16 protein-coding genes and 1 tRNA gene are annotated in these 19,056 nt (G+C 72.6%); 7 read left to right on the top strand and 10 right to left on the bottom strand.

Features of this window, described 5'->3' with window-relative positions; all coding sequences use genetic code 11:
- The coding region (locus CCN42_RS23330) for an ATP-binding cassette domain-containing protein (RefSeq protein WP_143661995.1) at positions 1–282 on the top strand (282 nt) is incomplete at its 5' end.
- Here the strand turns inward: CCN42_RS23330 and CCN42_RS23325 are convergent.
- The 3 genes from CCN42_RS23325 to CCN42_RS23315 are packed head-to-tail and all read right to left on the bottom strand — an operon-like array spanning position 206 to position 2,672.
- Positions 206–826, bottom strand: coding sequence for an ATP-binding cassette domain-containing protein (locus tag CCN42_RS23325; RefSeq protein WP_422641184.1), 621 nt, complete (start codon positions 824–826; stop codon positions 206–208). The genes CCN42_RS23330 and CCN42_RS23325 overlap by 77 nt on opposite strands.
- On the bottom strand, positions 823–1,692 hold the full coding sequence (locus tag CCN42_RS23320) for an ABC transporter permease (protein ID WP_086738508.1): 870 nt from the start codon (positions 1,690–1,692) through the stop codon (positions 823–825). Before CCN42_RS23320 ends, CCN42_RS23325 begins: the two co-directional genes overlap by 4 nt.
- A complete protein-coding gene (locus CCN42_RS23315; RefSeq protein WP_086738505.1) occupies positions 1,689–2,672 on the bottom strand; it encodes an ABC transporter permease in 984 nt (327 codons plus the stop codon). The genes CCN42_RS23320 and CCN42_RS23315 overlap by 4 nt, the downstream gene beginning before the upstream one ends.
- A gap of 185 nt (positions 2,673–2,857) precedes the next feature.
- On the opposite strand from CCN42_RS23315, the gene CCN42_RS23310 reads away from it, so the two are divergent.
- Positions 2,858–4,525, top strand: a complete 1,668-nt coding sequence (locus tag CCN42_RS23310) for an ABC transporter family substrate-binding protein (protein WP_245877431.1) — start codon at positions 2,858–2,860, stop codon at positions 4,523–4,525.
- Here CCN42_RS23310 and CCN42_RS23305 read toward each other — a convergent pair.
- The 4 genes from CCN42_RS23305 to CCN42_RS23290 all read right to left on the bottom strand — a co-directional run bounded on the left by CCN42_RS23305 (position 4,468) and on the right by CCN42_RS23290 (position 10,563).
- The gene (locus CCN42_RS23305; RefSeq protein ID WP_086738512.1) at positions 4,468–5,706 is read right to left on the bottom strand and encodes an IS701 family transposase; all 1,239 of its coding nucleotides are present in this window, start codon (positions 5,704–5,706) and stop codon (positions 4,468–4,470) included. The two genes, CCN42_RS23310 and CCN42_RS23305, sit on opposite strands and share 58 nt — an antisense overlap.
- Before the next feature lie 57 nt (positions 5,707–5,763).
- Positions 5,764–7,911 (bottom strand): AGE family epimerase/isomerase, encoded by a 2,148-nt coding sequence (locus CCN42_RS23300; RefSeq protein ID WP_086170919.1) that lies wholly within the window; start codon positions 7,909–7,911, stop codon positions 5,764–5,766.
- Position 7,912: 1 nt separating this feature from the next.
- A complete protein-coding gene (glgX, locus tag CCN42_RS23295; protein ID WP_245877429.1) occupies positions 7,913–10,048 on the bottom strand; it encodes a glycogen debranching protein GlgX in 2,136 nt (711 codons plus the stop codon).
- Between the two features lie 427 nt (positions 10,049–10,475).
- A tRNA-Leu gene (locus CCN42_RS23290) sits at positions 10,476–10,563 on the bottom strand.
- A 197-nt stretch (positions 10,564–10,760) separates the two neighbouring features.
- On the opposite strand from CCN42_RS23290, the gene CCN42_RS23285 reads away from it, so the two are divergent.
- From CCN42_RS23285 to CCN42_RS23275, 3 genes are all read left to right on the top strand, one after another.
- Entirely contained in the window at positions 10,761–12,086 is a 1,326-nt protein-coding gene (locus tag CCN42_RS23285; RefSeq protein WP_086170917.1) for a M20/M25/M40 family metallo-hydrolase, read from the top strand.
- Between the two features lie 156 nt (positions 12,087–12,242).
- A complete protein-coding gene (chpH, locus tag CCN42_RS23280; RefSeq protein ID WP_086170916.1) occupies positions 12,243–12,476 on the top strand; it encodes a chaplin ChpH in 234 nt (77 codons plus the stop codon).
- A 139-nt stretch (positions 12,477–12,615) separates the two neighbouring features.
- Complete coding sequence (locus CCN42_RS23275; RefSeq protein ID WP_086738496.1) at positions 12,616–13,413, top strand: chaplin; 798 nt, start codon at positions 12,616–12,618, stop codon at positions 13,411–13,413.
- Positions 13,414–13,485: 72 nt separating this feature from the next.
- Here CCN42_RS23275 and CCN42_RS23270 read toward each other — a convergent pair whose 3' ends face one another.
- Positions 13,486–13,674 carry a DUF5703 family protein gene (locus CCN42_RS23270; protein ID WP_043499282.1) on the bottom strand — a complete coding sequence of 63 codons (189 nt, stop codon included), beginning with the start codon at positions 13,672–13,674 and terminating at the stop codon, positions 13,486–13,488.
- A gap of 47 nt (positions 13,675–13,721) precedes the next feature.
- Here CCN42_RS23270 and CCN42_RS23265 point away from each other — a divergent pair, with 47 nt between their 5' ends.
- Entirely contained in the window at positions 13,722–14,414 is a 693-nt protein-coding gene (locus CCN42_RS23265) for a hypothetical protein (RefSeq protein WP_086738493.1), read from the top strand.
- Positions 14,415–14,517: 103 nt separating this feature from the next.
- On the opposite strand, the gene CCN42_RS23260 is transcribed toward CCN42_RS23265, so the two are convergent.
- Together CCN42_RS23260 and CCN42_RS23255 are read right to left on the bottom strand one after the other, a co-directional pair.
- Positions 14,518–16,800, bottom strand: a complete 2,283-nt coding sequence (locus tag CCN42_RS23260) for a helix-hairpin-helix domain-containing protein (protein ID WP_245877428.1) — start codon at positions 16,798–16,800, stop codon at positions 14,518–14,520.
- The gene (locus CCN42_RS23255) at positions 16,797–17,780 is read right to left on the bottom strand and encodes an aldo/keto reductase (protein ID WP_086170411.1); all 984 of its coding nucleotides are present in this window, start codon (positions 17,778–17,780) and stop codon (positions 16,797–16,799) included. Before CCN42_RS23255 ends, CCN42_RS23260 begins: the two co-directional genes overlap by 4 nt.
- A gap of 148 nt (positions 17,781–17,928) precedes the next feature.
- On the opposite strand from CCN42_RS23255, the gene CCN42_RS23250 reads away from it, so the two are divergent.
- Positions 17,929–18,984, top strand: coding sequence for an LLM class F420-dependent oxidoreductase (locus CCN42_RS23250; protein WP_086738510.1), 1,056 nt, complete (start codon positions 17,929–17,931; stop codon positions 18,982–18,984).
- Positions 18,985–19,056 lie beyond the last annotated feature (72 nt).

Raw genomic sequence — 19,056 nt, 5'->3', positions numbered from 1 at the left:
CGGCGCCCGCGTCCCGGCCGGGCGGCGGCGCGGCGGGCGGCGGCCGGCCTGCTGGACGCGGTCGGGGTGGCGGAGCCGGGGCGGGTCGCCGACGCCTATCCGCACCAGCTGTCGGGCGGCACCCGGCAGCGGGCGATGATCGCCATGGCGATGGCCAACCGGCCGGACGTCATCGTCGCCGACGAGCCCACCAGCTCCCTGGACGTCACCGTGCAGCGGCAGGTGCTGGCCGCGCTGGTGACCGCGCGGCCAGCACCTGCCGCTGCACGGCGGCGACGATGACGTCCGGCCGGTTGGCCATCGCCATGGCGATCATCGCCCGCTGCCGGGTGCCGCCCGACAGCTGGTGCGGATAGGCGTCGGCGACCCGCCCCGGCTCCGCCACCCCGACCGCGTCCAGCAGGCCGGCCGCCGCCCGCCGCGCCGCCGCCCGGCCGGGACGCGGGCGCCGGTGGATGCGCAGCGCCTCGCCGATCTGGTCGCCGACCCGCTGCACCGGGGTGAACGCCGTCAGCGCGTCCTGGAACACCATCGCGATCCGCCGGCCCCGCAGCCCCGCCAGCTCCCGCGCCGGCAGCCCGGTCAGCTCCTGCCCCAGCAGCCGCACCGCCCCGCTCATCCGCAGCCCCGGCGGGCAGAGCCCGAGCAGCGCCAGCGCGGTGAGGCTCTTGCCCGCGCCCGACTCGCCCACCAGCGCGAGGACTTCGCCCCGCCGCAGTTCCAGATCCACGCCGCGCACCAGCGGCAGAGCCGGGCGCCGCCGGTCCCCGGGCCGCTCGATGCGCAGCCCCCGGGCCGCGAGCAGCACCTCGTCCGCGCCGGTCACGGCGCGCTCCGCACGGCCGCGGGCGCCGTCACCGGGTCGAGCGCCCGGCGCAGCGCGTCGCCGATCAGATGGAACGCCAGGATCAGCAGCACCAGCAGCCCGGCCGGGACGTAGAACATCCACGGGTAGGTGGTCGGCACGTCCGAGGCGTCGGCGATCAGCGTGCCCAGGGACACGTCCGGCGGCTGCGCCCCGAAGCCGAAGTACGCCAGCCCGGTCTCGCTGATCACGGCCCCGGCGACCGTCACCGTCGCGTCCGTGACCAGGAAGGACGCCAGGTGCGGCAGGATGTGCCGCCGGATCACCACCAGCGGGGCGACGCCCGTGTACCGGGCCACCAGCACGAACTGGCGCTCCCTCAGTGAGCGGGTCAGGGCCCGCACCGCCCGCGCCGTGATCATCCAGCCGAAGGCCGCGATCAGTCCGGCGTACGCGAGCCACCCGGCCGCGCGCAGCCGGGGCGCGACCGCCGCCAGGACCAGGAACGCCGGCACCACCAGCATGAGGTCGACGCAGAACGTCAGCACCCGGTCGGTCCAGCCCCCGAAGTAACCGGCGCACACCCCGACGGCCGCCGCGAGCACCGTCGACACGGCCGCCGCCAGCGTCCCCACCAGCAGTGACTTCTGCAGGCCCCGGGCGCTCTGGGCGAACACGTCCTGGCCGATCCGGTTGGTGCCGAGCCAGTGCCGCGCGCCGGGTGGGCTGTGCAGCGCCCGGTAGTCGATGTCGGCGTAACCCCAGCCCGCCAGCGGGGGACCGGCGTACGCGAAGAGGAACAGGCCGAGCAGCAGCGCCGTACCGGCCACCGCGCCCGGCGAGCGCACCAGCCGGCGCCGCACGTCCTTCCCCCGCGCCGATCTCACGTCCGCCGCACCCTCGGATCGAGCGCCCGGTGCAGTGCGTCGCCCAGCAGCCCGGCCAGCAGCACCAGCGCGGCGGCGAACACCTCGACGGCGACGGCCGCGTGCACGTCACCGGTGTGCACCGCGTCGACGAACCAGCTGCCCAGGCCGTGCCAGCCGAAGATCTGCTCCGTGAACACCGCGCCCGTGAACAGGGCGAGGAACCCGAACGAGAAGACGGTGGTCAGCGGGATCAGCGAGATCCGCAGCCCGTGCCGCAGCAGCGCCCGCCCCGGCGTCAGCCCTTTCGCCTGCGCGGTGCGCAGGTGCTCCGCGCCGAGCACGTCCAGGGTCGCCGCCCGCTGGTAGCGGCTGTACAGCGCGATCGCGCCGAGCGCGACGGAGACCGTCGGCAGCGCCAAGTGGACGAGGGCGTCGCGGAGCTGGGTCATCGGGCCGCCGTCGAGGCCGGGGGTCCGCTCGCCCGTGTAGCGGATCACGGTCCGGCCCGCCGCGTCGTTGACGGTGAGCGCTCCGGCCTGGAGCAGCAGCCCGAGGACGAAGGGCGGCACGGCCAGCACGGCGAAGGAGAAGACGGTCAGCGCCCGGTCCGGCAGCCGCCCCCGTCGCACGGCCGCCCACACCCCGGCCAGCACCCCGAGGACCGTTCCCGCGACGGTGCCCACCAGCAGCAGCCGCGCGGTGACGCCGGCCCGCCGGCCGAACTCGTCGCTGACCGGGGTGCCGTCGAGGGTGCGGCCGAGGTCCCCGTGCAGGGCCCGCCACGACCAGCGGGCGAACCGCTCGGCGACCGGCTGCCGGTCGTCGAGCCCGAGTTCGGCCAGCCGCCGGTCGACGACGGCGGCGGGCGGACGCGGGGTGCGCTCCTCGAACCAGGCCCGCGGATCGAGGGCGGCGGAGGAAATCAGGTAGCAAAGGAACGTTGAAACGAGAAGTAATAAGAGCGCGCGTGTCAGCCGTATTGCCGACGATGTGGGCATCGGGGGCGTCCGTCTTCATCAGTGTGACAACGCCCCAATGTTAAGCTCTCGGACCACTCTTGAAGATGTGTTCGCATTTGTGGCGACGGTGCTGTCGTTCGGTGAAGATGGCTTCACGTCGAAGAGGGGACAGCGCGATGACGGGGTGGGCGGTCCGCAGCAGATGGTCCGGAGCCGTACTGGCGTTGACCGTTCTCGTCGGTCTGCTGAGCGGCTGCACCGCCGCCTCGAGACGGGACGGCTCCGGCGACGGCCGGCCCTCCGAGGCGGCCGTCCCGGCGTACGGCCGCACCGACGTCAACCCCCAGCCGCGGTCACGGCTCCGGGAAGGCGGCACCCTCACCCTCCCGCTGTACCGCTGGCCGGCCCAGTTCAACGTCCACCACGTCGACGGCGCCAGCGACGAGATGTCGGCGATCTCCGGCATGCTCGAACCCCGCCTGTTCGCCCGGGACGCCAAGGGCGTGCCCCACCCCGTCCCCGACTACCTGCGCTCCGCCGCCGTCACCGCCACCACCCCGCGCACCGTCGTCACCTACCGGCTCCACCCCGAGGCCCGCTGGTCCGACGGAACACCCCTCGGCTGGCGGGACTTCGCCGCCCAGTGGCAGGCGCTCGGCCGTGGCGACGACCGCTACCGGATCGCCGACCCCAGCGGCTACGAGGACATCGCCTCGGTGCGCCCGGGCGCCGACGACCACGAGGTGCGGGTGACCTTCGAGGAGCCGTTCGCCGACTGGCAGCGGCTGTTCACCCCGCTGTACCCGGCCGCCGCGTTCGGCACGCCCGGCCGGTTCAACCAGGGCTGGCAGGACGGCGCGCCGGTCACCGCCGGACCCTTCCGGATCGGTGAACGCGACGTCACCGCGCGGACGCTGACCCTGGTGCCCGACCCCGCGTGGTGGGGAGCCCGGCCCCGCCTCGACCGCGTCGTCTTCCGCACGCTCGACCCCACCGCCGCCGTGCACGCCTTCCTGAACCAGGAGATCGACGCGGTCAACGCCGCCGCGGCCGATGTCTACGAGCGGCTCCGCGACGCCCGCGACACCGACATCCGCACCGGCTCCGCCTGGGACCAGATCCAGGTCGTCCTCAATGGCGCGGCCGGCCCGCTGCGCGACCCCGAGGTCCGCCGGGCCGTGCTGCGGGCCATCGACCGCCAGGCCCTCGCGGACGTCGCCGGCGAAGGACTGCCCGTCGGCGTGCCCCTGCTCGGCAACCACTTCTTCATGACCAACCAGCCCGGCTACACCGACCACTCCGCCGGGTCCGGCTACGACCCGGAGGAGGCCGCGCGCATCCTCGACCGCCGGGGCTGGCGCCGGGACGGCGCGGACGGGGTGCGCAGCAAGGACGGCCGGCCCCTGCGGCTGCGCTTCGTCGTCAGCCAGTCCACCAACCGCCTCGGCCTCGACCTCTCCCAGCTGATCCAGCAGATGCTGCGCCAGGCAGGCTTCGACGTGCGGATCGAGAAGGTCCCGGCCGACGACTACGGGCCCCAGTACCTGAACCGGGGCAACTTCGACCTGGTGATCAGCCGGTACATCGGCCTGTCCTACCCGAGCGACCTGCACGCCTTCTACCGGCCCACCGACGGCGAGCAGATCTACGCCAACTACGGCAGGATCTCCAGCCCCCGCCTCGACGCCCTGCTGCGCGAGGCCGGCCGCACCCTGGACGAAGGGCGCCGCACCCGGCTCTACAGCCAGGCCGACGCCCTCATCTGGGAACTCGCCCACGACGTCCTGCTCTACCAGCGCCCGCAGGTGCTGGCCGTCCGCGAGGGCCTCGCCAACTACGGCGTCCCCGGCCTCGGCGACATCGACTTCGGCGCCGTCGGCTGGGAACGGTAGGGCGAGCACAGCGCGTCGAAGCCCAGCGCCACCGAGGCGAGGGTGACGTGATGGTGCCAGCCGCGGAACGACCGGCCCTCGAAGTCCGCCAGCCCGAAGTCCCGCTGCATCCGGCTCAGGCTCTGCCCGGACAGCGTCCGCAACTGGGCGAGCGGCAGCACGTCCGGGAGATTGCGGGCCGGCAGATTGGTCAGCCAGTACGCGCGCGGGGCGGGCCGGCCGTACGGCCAGTCGGTCACCAGATGCCGGGGCCGCTGCGCCGGGCGCGACTCCGCCGGGCGCCCGGCCGCACCGGACGGCTGGGCCTCGGACTGCAGCAGCGCCGGCATGGACAGCACCTGCGACTGCCGCATCCGCGCCGTCGCCCGGTCCTGCCAGGCGATCGGCGTGCGCCCCCGGTGCTGTGCCGCGTGCACGGCCAGCTCCAGCAGGGTGCCGCTGCCCTGCGGGGACCCGGCGCACGGCCGCGGCAGTGTCACCGCGACCGTCGGCGAGACCTCGACCAGATAGGCCAGCCCGCGCGCCTCCAGGCCACGCAGCAGCGGCGCCACATCACCCTCGCCGCGCCAGTCGGCCAGCACCGGCAGCGGCTCCAGGCACCACTCCTCCAGCATCTCGTCGACCGCTTCGAGGATGTACCGCCAGCGCGGGCGGCTGCGCTCCCCGTCCGGCAGGTGCGCCTGGCGGCGAAGGCCCTCGTCGCGGTCCCAGCGCTGCGGCAGCAGCAGCCGCCAGCTCACCGGCACCCCGCCGTGCCGGCCCACCAGCGAGGTGGCCAGCGCCAGCTGGCAGTTGACGGTGCGCTCCAGCGACGGCGCGTACTGCCGCGCCACCCCGACCGAGCGGTCGCCGTTCTTGGCGAAGACGACCTCGTCGACGCACCAGGCCTCGGTGGCGAAGGCCTGGTCCAGCTGTCCGGCGAGCCGCCGCCGCACCGGCCCGCACGGCCACGGGCTCTGGTTGACGAACTGCTGGATCTGCTGGACCGCGCGGCGCCCGAGGACCTGCTCGGAGATCCGGGCCGGCGTCTTGCGGCCCGGCACGTCCAGCAGCCCCCGGACGTACACCTCACCCCAGCGTCGCTGGTCGGAGCGGGCCAGGGTGCCGAAGAGGTCCTGGCAGTAGGCGGAGAAGTCCACCGGCGCGGCCGGGGTCCCGGCCGCCGGGGGCGGTCCGGGCACGGACTCGTCCGCCCCGGCGGTGCGGTACAGAGGAGGCAGGGTGGTGGTCACGTCTTCTCAGTCCTCCTCGCCTTCCAGAAGGAAGGCGTCGGTGGCCAGCAGGGCTTCGCGGACCTCGGGCGGCACGGACCCGACGACGACGAAGTCGACGTCGAGACCCGCCTTGGTGCGCTGCACGAGGAGTTCGTTGACGGCGGGCCGGCACATCTCGGTGATCTCGCCGAGGTGGAACTCCACCCGTCGCGGGCCGGCGGCCATCACCTCGCCGAGCACCCGGCGGAACTTCTCCAGCTCGGTGCCGTCGACCGCGCCGGCGCACCGCACGTGCGCGGTGCCGCCGTCGAACTCGCCGCGGATCCGCAGCCGCATCTGCACCGGCTCCAGCTCCACCCGCACCCGGAGCGGTACGTCGCTCTCCGGCAGCCTGACGGTCAGCTCCTTGGCGTCGAAGTGGTGGTGCGGGCGGCCCTCGACCCACACCCGGGTCAGCTCCACCGAGCCGGAGGGCAGCAGATCGGGCGCCACCCGCAGCTCCCGGTTCGGCAGGTCGCCGGGCCGCGGCCGGAAGTGCAGGGTGAGCGGCTCGTGGCTGATCAGCAGACCGGTGTAGGCGGCGGCCAGGTAGCACAGCTCCAGCGCGTGGTAGCCGGCCATGGAGTGCGAGCCCTTGAACCGCTCGGTGCCGACCAGGTACGGGACGCCGCCGGCGAGCACGTTGAAGTAGACGCCGCCGTCCTGGTGGTCGAGGAAGAAGGCGTTGTAGTACGCCGCCGCCTCCCGCGCCAGCCGCAGCGACTCGGGGTCGCCGCAGGTGCCCGCCAGGATCAGATAGGCGAGGATCGCCTGCTCCTGCTGCCACCAGGCCTTGCGGTCGTGCCAGACCAGCCGGTGGATGCCGCTGTCCGGGTCGGGCCGCCGCTCCACCACGTCGTACCAGCCGCCGCGCTGCTGGTCGCTGCCGACCGGCGGCATGATCTCGCCGATGCGGCGGGCCAGCTCGCCGTACTCCGGCTTGTCGTGCAGCGCCCGGATCCGGGTCAGGTTCCAGGCGATCTTCAGATTGTGGCCGACCACGGCGCGGTCCTGCTGCCAGCCCCAGGTCCGGTCCGGCGTCCAGTCCTCGTGGAAGCGCTCCTGGACGAACGGGCTGTTCGGCTCGTCCGGGAACTTCGCCACGATGGTGTCCGCGGTCTCCTCCAGCAGGGCGGCGAAGTCCTCGCGCCCGGTGGCCAGGTAGGCGTTGATCAGGTAGGCCGGTGCGTGATCGCCGATGGAGTTCCAGTTCTTGCGCGAGCGGTTGCGGCCGAGCGCGTCGTCGCAGGGGCTGAGGTTGATCGGGTCGATGTGCGAGAAGAAGCCCCCGCGCTCCTCATCGCGGAAGTACCGCTGGAAGAGGGCGACCGTGCGGTCGATGTCCTCCAGGATCCGCGGATCGCCGGTGACGCGGTAGGTCTGGGTGGGGCCGGCCAGCGCGTAGATCTGCTCGTACATCGGGATGGCGTCGAAGTCGTCGCCGAACTCGGAGGCGAAGACCTTGCGCCGTCCGGTCGGGGTGATGTCCATCCCGTGGTACCAGTAGACGATCCCGTCCTGCTTGTCGTCCACGCGCATGTACTGCCGCAGGTACTCGGTGCCGCTCTCGGCCGCGTCCAGGAACCGGTCCTCGCCGGTCAGCAGGTACGCCGTCGACAGTCCGTAGACCAGCCGGGAGATCGTGTCGGTCTCCTGGCGCACGTTGTCCCCGGCGTGCTCCGGCAGATGGGCGCCGTCGAGGGTGAGGTGGGTGCGGTAGTTGCGCCAGTCGTACTTGCCGTCCGGGAACTGCCCGCGCAGATAGAAGTCGGCGATCGCGGCGGCCTGCTGCACCCACCACTTGGGGTGCTCGAAGACGTAGTGGCCCCGGCTCTCCTCGGGGAAGGTGATCTCCTTCGCCTCGAACCGGTTGCCGCCCGGCCACTCGTAGAAGATGCCGTAGGCGAACAGGAACCGCCCGGAGCCCAGCATGTCCCGGGTCTGCCCGGTGGTGTCACGGTAGGGGTCCCCGAGATTGCGGACGACCCGGGAGACGACGTTGCGGGCGAGGTGCACGGTGTACTCGCGGCCGTCGGAGGTGCGCAGCCCGAACCGGTGCTCGGTGGGGCTGAAGTAGGTGACGTAGCCGGCGAGGGTGTCGGAGTAGGTGCGACGGTCGGCGTCTGTACTCATCTCACGTGCCCTTCTCGTCGGGTAAGGCCACGAGCAGCACGACACTGCGGCCGTGGGCGTGGAAGACATGGCCGTCGACGGCCTCCTCGCCGCCCGCCGGGAGCAGGTCGCGCGGCCCGGGGCAGGCCGTGTCCAGGACCCGGTACCAGCGGTGGCCGTCGACGGCCGGCAGCTCGAAGTCCAGGCCCAGGTGGTACATGTTGAGGATCAGATGCAGATCCGGGTCGCCGTCGAAGCCGCCGAGGGTCGCGGCGAGCACCCGGGCGTCGCTGTGGTCCCAGCCGGGGCATTCCAGCTGGGTGCCGTGCCAGGTGACGTCCGGCAGGCCCCGCTCGTTCGGGCGGCCGGTGAAGAAGCGGGGCTCGCGGAAGGTCCGGAACCGTTTGCGCAGGCCGATCACGTGTTCGGTGAAGGAACGTATCTCCGTTTCCTTCTCGGCCTGGCCCCAGTCGAGCCAGGAGGTCTCGTTGTCCTGGCAGTAGGCGTTGTTGTTCCCGTGCTGGGTGTTGCGGAACTCGTCACCGGCGAGCAGCATCGGCACACCCCGGCTGAGCATCAGGATCGACAGGAAGTTCTTGATCTGCCGCACCCGCAGCCGCTCGATCTCCTCGGAGTCCGTCGGCCCCTCGACCCCGCAGTTCCAGCTGAAGTTCTCGTGCGCCCCGTCCGCGTCGGCCTCGCCGTTGGCGTGGTTGTGCTTGTGGTCGTAACTGACGAGGTCGTTGAGGGTGAACCCGTCGTGGCAGGTCACGAAGTTGATGCTGTTGGTGGGCAGCACCTGCTGCGGGAAGAACAGGTCCGCCGAGCCGCCGAGCCGGGAGGCGATCTCCCCGACCAGTCCCGCGTCCCCGCGCACGAAGCGCCGTACGTCGTCCCGGAAGGGCCCGTTCCACTGTGCCCAGCGCTTCCCCGGGAACCGGCCGACCTGGTAGAGGCCGCCGCCGTCCCACGGCTCGGCGATGATCTTCGTCTCGGCCAGCACCTGGGACAGCTCGATCGCCCACAGCGAAGGTGGCACCGCCATCTCGTAGCCCATCGGCCCCCGGGACATCTCCGAGGCGAGATCGAACCGGAACCCGTCCACATGGTGCTCGGTGACCCAGTACTCCAGGCACTCCAGGATGAACTTGGTGACCATCGGATGGTTGGCGTTGACCGCGTTGCCGCACCCGGTGAAGTCCATGTACCGGCTGCGGTCCTGCGGCCACAGGTGGTAGTACGCCTCGTTCGCCGCGCCCCGGAAGCTGATCGTCGGGCCGTACTCGTTGCCCTCGCTGGTGTGGTTGAAGACCACGTCGAGGATGACCTCGATGCCGGCCTTGTGCAGCGCCTTGACCATGTCCCGGAACTCGGTGATGTGCGCGGCCAGGTGGGGCGCCGAGCAGTAGCCGGTGTGCGGGGCGAAGAAGCCGTACGGGTCGTAGCCCCAGTAGTTGCGCAGCGGCGTCCCGTCGGGGCCGTTGCGCAGGATCTGGGTGTCGTCGAAGTCGAAGACCGGCAGCAGTTCCACCGCGGTGATGCCGAGCCGCTTCAGCTCGGGGATCTTCTCCACCACCGCCGAGAAGGTGCCGGGGTGCGCGGTACGTGAGGTGGGGGAGGAGGTCAGGCCCTTGACGTGCATCTCGTAGATGACCGTCTCGGTCATCGGGATGCGCAGCGGCCGGTCGCCCTCCCAGTCGTAGTCGCCGAGGTCGACGACCAGGCTGCGCATGGAGTGCTCGACGTTGTCCGCGGTGCCGAGGGCCTGGGTGCGGTCCCAGCGGGTGTTGATGTTGGCCCGGGCGTACGGGTCGAGCAGCACCTTGCGGTGGTTGAACCGGGTCCCCGAGTGCGCGGTGTTGCGCGGGCCGTCGATCCGGTACGCGTACACCTGCCCCGGGCCGAGGCCGGCCACATGGCAGTGCCAGAAGTGGAAGCTGCGGTGCCGCTCCGGGTGCAGCCGGATCACCCGGGACGGCTGCGGCGCGTCACAGCGGTCGAACAGCAGCAGATCCACGCGGGTCGCATGCTCAGAGAAGATCGAGAAGTTCACGCCGTCGGCGTCGACGGTGGCGCCCAGCGGCTGCGGGTGCCCCGGAGTGACTCTCGACACGGTCTCCGGCCGGTGCTCCGCCATCAGGCTTCCCTGGGTCGTCACAGAGTTTCACCTCTTGTCACCTGGGTGGTCGAGCAGCAGTCAAGTCCCCAACCGGACAGCCCCCGTCGCCTGTCCGGCCCGCCGTTCCTGCGGGGGCCGACTGCGCCGGAATTAGTCAACAAGCTCTGTAAGACGCAGTCAAGCGACTTGTAAAACCGGAGGGTGGTGAGACGCGCGACCCGGTCGGGAGGGGAGCAGGGGAACAGGTGTTTCCCGGCGCGCGGGGGGCGCGCGGAAATCTTGCGGAACCTCGCGGAGGGCCGGCCCGGCGGCGGGACTTTCGGCCGCGCACCCGCAGAGAAGGTGCGGGATGCGTCAGGTGGGATTCGGGAAGCGTCATGTGAACGCTGATTCACATGGGACTCACGGGGGCCGAGAGTCCACGAAACGGCGGAACCCCGGTCGCCATGGCGACCGGGGTTCCCGCTGGTGTCCGAGGGGGGACTTGAACCCCCACGCCCGATAAAGGGCACTAGCACCTCAAGCTAGCGCGTCTGCCATTCCGCCACCCGGACAAGGTGTCTGTCGTGCGGGGCGGTTTCCCCCGCGGCGACGACGTAAACATTACCAGGCTTTCGGAGGTGGCCGATCACCCCGGCCTCGCCTGTCGCGCGTGAACGGCGTGTGACGGGCCGGGTCCGCTCTTGGGCCCCGGGGACCCAAGGAGGAGGATGTGGGGGAACCACCAGCGGCGACAGCGGGAGGAACCAGCGTGAGCCAGACGGGCACCGGCCAGGGCGTCACCGGCGAGGACGAGGTCGTCGACCTCTGCAGCGAGCTGATCCGGATCGACACCAGCAACTACGGCGACCACTCCGGCCCCGGCGAGCGCAAGGCGGCCGAGTACGTGGCCGCCAAGCTGGCCGAGGTGGGACTGGAGCCGCAGATCTTCGAATCCCACTCCGGCCGCGCCTCCACCGTGGCCCGCATCGAGGGCGCGGACCCGTCCCGGCCCGCCCTCCTCATCCACGGCCACCTCGACGTCGTACCGGCCAACGCCGACGACTGGACCCACCACCCGTTCTCCGGCGAGATCGCCGACGGCTGCGTGTGGGGCCGGGGCGCCGTCGACATGAAGGACATGGACGCGATGACCCTCGCGGTCGTCCGCGACCGGCTGCGCAGCGGCCGCAAGCCCCCGCGCGACATCGTGCTCGCCTTCCTCGCCGACGAGGAGGCCGGCGGCACCTACGGCGCCCGCTATCTGGTCGACCGGCACCCGGACCTCTTCGAGGGGGTCACCGAGGCGATCGGCGAGGTCGGCGGCTTCTCCTTCACGGTCAACGAGAAGCTGCGGCTCTACCTCGTCGAGACCGCCGAGAAGGGCATGCACTGGATGCGCCTCACCGTCGAGGGCACGGCCGGCCACGGCTCGATGACCAACGACGACAACGCGATCACCGAGCTGTGCGACGCGGTCGCCCGGCTCGGCCGGCACAAGTGGCCGGTCCGGGTCACCAAGACCGTGCGGTCCTTCCTCGACGAGCTGTCCGACGCGCTCGGCACCGAACTCGACCCCGAGAACATGGACGAGACGCTCGCCAAGCTGGGCGGCATCGCCAAGATGATCGGCACCACGCTGCGCAATTCGGCGGCGCCCACCATGCTCGGCGCCGGCTACAAGGTCAACGTCATCCCCGGCCAGGCCACCGCGCACGTCGACGGCCGCTTCCTGCCCGGCTACGAGGAGGAGTTCCTGGCCGACCTGGACCGCATCCTCGGCCCGCGCGTGAAGCGGGAGGACGTGCACGCCGACAAGGCGCTGGAGACGGACTTCGACGGAAAGCTCGTCGACGCGATGCAGAGCGCCCTGCGCGCCGAGGACCCGATCGCCCGGGCCGTGCCGTACATGCTCTCCGGCGGCACCGACGCCAAGTCCTTCGACGACCTCGGCATCCGCTGCTTCGGCTTCGCCCCGCTCCAGCTGCCGCCGGAGCTGGACTTCGCCGGCATGTTCCACGGCGTCGACGAGCGGGTTCCGGTGGACGGGCTGAAGTTCGGCGTGCGGGTGCTCGACCGGTTCCTCGACGCGTCCTGATTGCCCCGGTGAAACGCGACTTCACGTTTCGCCCTCGCGTACGACGATGAACCGGGACGGGTGAATGCGCTCATAGGGTCGTAGCTCTATTAGTCCCTCCTCGTTACCGGTGGTGTGATCCGAGGCTTGGGATCGCATTGCCAACTAGGAGGAACAATGCTCAAGAAGGTCGTCGCCGTAGCCGCCGCCACCGGTGGACTCGTTCTCGCGGGCGCGGGCATGGCCGTCGCCGACTCCGGTGCCAAGGGTGCCGCCGTGCACTCCCCGGGTGTCGCGTCCGGCAACGTTGTCCAGGTGCCCGTGCACATCCCCGTGAACGCCTGCGGCAACACGGTCAACGTGATCGGGCTCCTGAACCCCGCTTTCGGCAACACCTGCATCAACGCGTGACGTCGGGTCTCACCTCATGAGGGTCTGAGTCCTCGGCCCCGGAACGCGCGCCACGCGCTCCGGGGCCGATCGCTCTCCCGGTCACCCACGACCGGTTCTCACGACCCGGTTCTGTCACGACGTCGAAGGGGAAACAGAAATGCGACAGGCCACCCGCAAGGGCCTGATGACGGTGGCGGCCGCCACGGGAGTGATCGCCGCGGCGGGCGGGCAGGCCCAGGCGCACTCGGGCGCGAGCGGCTCCGCCTCCCACTCGCCCGGGGTGCTGTCCGGCAACACCGTGCAGGCACCGGTGCACGTGCCGGTCAACGTCTGCGGCAACACCGTGAACGTCATCGGTCTGCTCAACCCGGCGGCCGGCAACTCGTGCGGCCGGCACAGCCACGACGGCCCGTCCGACGGCCACGCAGACTCAGGGGGCCATGACGGCTCCAGTGGTCACGGTGGCGCGCACGCGGGCGGACACACCTCCGACTCGCCCGGCGTCGGCTCGGGCAACCACGTCGAGGTGCCGGTGCACGCGCCGGTCAACGTCTGCGGCAACAACGTCAGCGTCGTCGGCATCGGCAACGCGGCCTTCGGCAACGACTGCGCCAACGACGACGGCGGTCACACCACCCCGCCGGGAGACGGCGGTGGGACGCCGCCGCCCGGTACCGACCCGCCGGAGACGACTCCGCCGGGCACCGACCCGCCCGGGACGACGCCGCCCGGTACGCCGGAACAGCCCGGTCACCCCGGTGACCCGGGCAACCCGGTGGAACCCGGCACACCCGGCACCCCGCCCGGGACCGATGGCGGGACTCCCGGCGGCGACGGCCCGGCCCGGCTCGCGGACACCGGCAGCGGCCTGCCGGTGGGAGCCGCCGCGTCCCTCGGGGCGGGAGCGCTGCTCGCGGGTGTCGTCCTCTACCGCAGGGCACGTGCCTCGGCGTGACGCATCGCACACGCCGGCGCGACGGAGCGGGCCCCGCCGATCGGCGGGGCCCGCTCCGTCGCGCCCGTCACCTCACCAGGTGGCCCGCACCTGGCGGATGATCCGCCGACGCAGCCGCACCCTGCGGCTGCCGTCACGCAGCAGGCTCAGGCGGTGCAACTCCCAGTGTCCGTACTCGGCATGGTCCGTCAGCAGACGTGTGGCGTCCTTGCGGGAGACCCCGCGCGGTACGTACACGTCGACAAATTCGTATTCCGGCATCGCATCTATTGTGCGTGCTGGGGCCCGGTACGGATAGCGTCTGCAGTATGTCTGATGCTGCGCAGCCCACCACCGCTGCCGAGGTACGCGCCGCCGCCGAGGCGGTCAAGACCGCGCTCGACCGCCATCTCGCCGCGGTCGAACGCCGGTCGGGGGAGGACGACCCGGCCGTCTACGAGGCGTTCAACCAGCTGGCCGCGGCCGCAGAGGTGTACGACGAACTGCTCTACGACCGCTACGACGAGGTCACGCCCTTCGAGATCCCCGGCGCGGACGACTCCCTGCCGCCCTACTCGGGGCCCGAGGAACCGAGCGCGCTCAGTGTGCTGATCCGCCGCGACTACGCGGTGGCGGAACCGCAACGGCTGCTGGCCCAGGCCCAGCGGATCGAGGCGGCGGACGGGGGCGCCGACTCGGACGCCGCGGAGACCGTCAACGGGGCGCTGGGCGTTCTGTTCGGCGAGTTCGAACCCGACGAGATCGCCTCCCGGCACAAGGAGTTCGGCCTAGAGGAGGCCGACTCCACGCTGTGGGTGACCGCCGCAGACGAACTCCCTGAGGCCGGCGAATGGCTGTCCGCCCCGTTCGACTCCGTGGACCCGCAGCGGGTGGTCTGCCGCTTCGACGTCAGCGCGGTCTTCGACGAGGACCTCGACGACGACGCGGACGACGTCGACCTCGACGCGGACGAGGACGCGGAGGAGGACGAGGACCTGGAGCCCCTGGACACGGACCGCTGACGCGGTCCGCTGACGCACAGCACCCACGCAGAGCACCGACGCAGGACACCGAGAGGACGGCGGCCACCGGAGGACCGGTGGCCGCCGTGCCGTGTCCGCCGGGCTACTCGGCCGCGGGCGCCTCGGGGCGCAGCAGGTCGGGCAGGCGGGTGGTGCGCGGCTTGGCGAGACCCTCGGCGACGGCTCTCGGCAGGGCCTGCTCGACCCCGTGCACCACGGACAGATGGCGCTCCGCTCGGCTGAAGGCGGTGTAGACCCAGGGCCGGGTGAGGGTCTGGGCGGCGTCGCCCGGCAGCACCGCGACCACCGCGGGCCACCGGCCCCCGACCGCCTGGTGCGCGGTCAGCGCCCACCCGTGCCGTACGCACTGCTCCACCCGCTCGCGCGGGACCACGACGGCTTCACCCGCGCACGACAGCCGCAGCCCGTCCGCGTCGGCCCCGACCACGCGTCCCGGCACGGTACGGCCGGGGGCGGGGGAGTAGGCGACCCGGTCGCCGGGGTCGAAGCCGCCGAAGCGCCCGGGGCCGGGGTTGAGCCGTTCCTTCAGCGCGGCGTTCAGCACCCGGGTGCCGGCCGCGCCGCTGTGGCCCGGCGTGATGACCACCGTCTCCTCGGCGGGCACGCCGATCGCCCGCGGCACCGAGTCGGCGACCAGCTGCACCGTCCGGTGCACGGCCTCGCCCGCGTCCCGCACCGGCACGATCACGACCTCCTTGCCCGGCGCGTCGACCTGGTGGAGCTCGCCGACGCCGATCCCGGAGACCAGTTCGCCCAACGGGCCGGGATCGGGACGGCGGGAGGCGATCTGCGGCGTCCGGCGCGCCGCCAGCAGATCGGCGAAGACCCGCCCCGGCCCGGCCGACCACAGCACCGCCGGGTCCCCGGACAGCACCAGCCGGGCGCCGTCCGGCAGCGCCTCGACGAGCGACGCGCCCGCCTCCACGTCCAGCTGCGGCGCGTCGAGCACGACCAGCAGATCCAGGTCCAGTGCTCCGTCGGCGTCCCGCCCGGGTCCCTCGGCGCCGTACAGCAGCCCCGCCAGGGTGGCGACCGGGGCCTGCGGTGCGAACCGGCCCCGGCCCAGGGGGCTGTGGACGGCGGCGAAGGCCCGCAGGCCCAGCTGTCGCGCCGCGTCCAGCAGTTCCGCCGCCTCCGCGCGCGCCGCCTCGCCGCCGGTGTGCAGCACCAGGCCGTGCCCGGCGACCGCCCGGATCAGCTCGGCGGCGGAGCCCTGGGCCGCGGCGGCGGCCCGCTCCCAGTCCGCGTCCGAACCGTCCTGTCTCGGCGCCGAGTTGATCAGCCGCGCGAGACCGTCGGCCAGGCTCTCCTCGGCCAGCGCGTAACGCTCCAGACCGACCAGCACCCGCACGGGCTCCGGCTCGGCCTCACCCTCCTTGGGCTCCGCCGGCTCGGCCGGTTCCGCCGCCTCCTCCAGCCCGTCCTGGAAGGCCAGCACCTCTCCCTCGGCGAGGGCGCTCTGCACGGCCGCGTCCGGGTCGGGCACGCCCCGCTGGGCCAGGGCGGCGGTCAGCGCCGGCATCTCCAGCGCGGTGTGCCCGGCCAGCGCGGCCTGCTCCAGCAGCCAGACGGTGACCGCCCGCAGCCGCCGCTCGTCGTCGGGACCGCAGGCCGCGCCGAGCAGTGCCCGCGCGAACCCGTCGGCCTGCTCCGGCCGCACCCCCGAGACCCTCAGCAGCAGCCACGGGTCCTCCCGCAGCCGCTCCTCGGCGCCGTCCCCCAGCACGGCGGCGGCCTGCGGCGCCAGTGCCTCGGGCGCACCGCCCTCGGCCAGCGCCCGCCGCACCCCGTCCACCGTCTCGGCGGCGGGCGCGGCGGCGACCGCCGGGGTCACCGGCTGGGTGCGCCGCACCGGCTCCGGCGCCGGGCGCCGCGCCGCCGTCTCGGGCTCGGCGAACACCGCGGACACCGGCTTCTGGCCGCTCTCCACGGCCCGCACGGCGGCGAGCAGATCGGCGGCCTTGCCGCTCAGCTTGGTGCCGGCCTCGATGGGCCCCTTCTTCTCGGCCTTGCGCCGCTCGATCCGCTCCCGCTCCAGCCGCTGCGCCAGCAGCTCCGCCTCGGCCTCGGACACCTGAGCCGCGTCGGTCCCGGCAGCCTCGGCGGACGGCGCTCCGTCGCCCTCGCCGCCGCCGACGTCGGACGAGTCACCCGCTTCGGCCTCCCGGGCCTCGCCGGCTTCAGCCCCGCCGGTCCGAGCCCCGTCCGTCCGCGCCTCGTCGGCCGCGTCGGACCCTTCCCCCTCGGCCCCGGAGCCCCGCGCCCCCGCCGTCTCCTCGGCCCCGGACCCGGGGGTGCCGCCCTCCGCCTCGGCGCCCGGCGTCTCCCGCGCGGCGTCCTCGGTGGTCTCCGGCTCCGTGCTCACAGCGTGCTCCAGTCGTGATCGGGATAGCGGTGCACGGGCGCCGACACATCGTCGAGCGCCCGGCAGATCTCGTCAGGAAGACTAAGCGCCTCCACTGACAATGCCGCCGTGAGCTGCTGCGCGTTGCGCGCGCCCACGATCGGCGCGGCCACGCCGGGCCGGTCGCGCACCCAGGCGAGCGACACCTGCAACGGTGTCACCGCGAGCCCGTCCGCCGCGGTCGCCACGGCGTCGACGATCCGGGCGGCCGTGTCGTCGAGGTACGGCTCCACGAAGGGCGCCAGGTGGTCGCAGGCGCCGCGCGAGTCGGCCGGCACGCCGCCCCGGTACTTGCCGGTCAGCACACCGCGCCCCAGCGGCGAGGAGGGGAGCAGCCCGATCCCCAGGTCGACCGCCGCGGGCAACACCTCCCGTTCGACGCCGCGCTGGAGCAGTGAGTACTCCATCTGCGTACTGGCCAGCCGGGTCCGCGTGCCCGGCGCGGCCAGCTGCCAGGTCGCCGCCTTGGCGAGCTGCCACCCGCAGAAGTTGGACACCCCGGCGTACCGCGCCCGTCCGCTGCTCACCGCCAGATCGAGCGCCTGGAGCGACTCCTCCAGGGGCGTCCCGGGATCGAAGGCGTGGAGGTGCCACAGGTCGACGTAGTCGGTCCCGAGCCGCGTGAGGGAGGCGTCGAGGGCGGCCAGCAGATGCCCGCGGGAGCCGTCGAACCGCCGGTCGGGATCGAGGACGCTGCCGGCCTTGGTGGAGATGACCAGGTCCCGCCGCGGGACCAGCCCGTCCATCAGACGTCCGAGCAGATATTCGGCCTCCCCGTTCCCGTACACGTCCGCCGTGTCGACGAGGGTCCCGCCGGCCTCCCAGAACGTCTTCAGGAGGTCCGCGGCGTCATGCTCGTCCGTGTCCCGGCCCCAGGTCAGGGTGCCTAGACCGATACGGGACACACGCAGGCCGGTACGGCCGAGATGCCTCTGCTCCATGTCCGCCGAGATTACTGGCCGGAACTGCTGCCGTGGGTTGCCTGTGGACAACCGGTTTCCCGGTCTCCGGCCAGGCCCGCGTGCGCCGGCCGCCCACCCGGTAGGGTCAGCCCCACAAGGGACGTTACTGATCAGTAAGGGGATGGTCATGCAGCTCGGCATCAACCTCGGCTACTGGGGCGCCGGAATGGACGCGGACAACCTCGCCGTCGCCCAGGAGGCCGACCGCCTCGGCTACGCGGTCTGCTGGGCCGCCGAGGCCTACGGCTCGGACGCCGCGACCGTACTCAGCTGGGTCGCCGCCCAGACCACCCGGATCGACGTCGGCTCGGCCATCTTCCAGATCCCCGCCCGCCAGCCCGCGATGACCGCGATGACCGCCGCCACCCTGGACTCCCTCTCCGGCGGCCGTTTCCGTCTCGGCCTCGGCGTCTCCGGACCCCAGGTCTCCGAGGGCTGGTACGGCGTCAAGTTCGACAAGCCGCTCTCCCGCACCCGGGAGTACGTCGAGATCGTCCGCAAGGCCATGAGCCGCGAACGCCTCACCCACGACGGCGAGCACTGGACCCTGCCCCTGCCCGGCGGCCCCGGCAAGCCCATCAAGCTCACCGTTCACCCCCAGCGCGAGCACATCCCGCTGTACATCGCCGCGATCGGCCCCAAGAACCTGGAGCAGACCGGCGAGATCGCCGACGGAGCCCTGCTGATCTTCCCCTCCGCCGACCACCTGGAGGAGACCGCGGTCAAGCACCTGCGCGCGGGCCGCGAGAAGGCCGGCAAGACCCTCGACGGCTTCGACGTCTGCCCGACGCTCCCGCTGGCCGTCGGCGAGGACAAGGACGTCACCGCCCTCGCCGACACCTTCCGTCCCTACACCGCCCTGTACGTCGGCGGCATGGGCAGCCCCAAGCAGAACTTCTACAACCAGCTCGCCCGGCGCATGGGCTACGAGCGGGAGGCCGCCGAGATCCAGGCCAAGTACCTCTCCGGCGACAAGCAGGGCGCGGCGGCCGCCGTCCCGCACGACCTGATCGACAAGACCACCCTGCTCGGCTCGGTCGACCGCATCGCCGACCGGATGAAGGCCTACGCCGAGGCCGGGGTCACCACGCTCAGCCTGGCTCCCGCGGGCTTCACGCTCGACGAGCGCATCGCCTCCCTCCGGGCCGGCACCGAGGCCCTGGAGCGCGCCGGGCTGGCCTAGGGGGTCTCGTCAAACTCCCGTCGTCGTCCGCAGGGCAGACGGGAGTTTGACGACACCCCCTAGTAGTACTTC

Source organism: Streptomyces glaucescens (assembly GCF_002154375.1).
GTDB lineage: Bacteria > Actinomycetota > Actinomycetes > Streptomycetales > Streptomycetaceae > Streptomyces > Streptomyces glaucescens.
The sequence above is the reverse complement of the archived record's forward strand: the minus strand, read 5'-3'. Positions and strand labels throughout refer to the sequence as shown.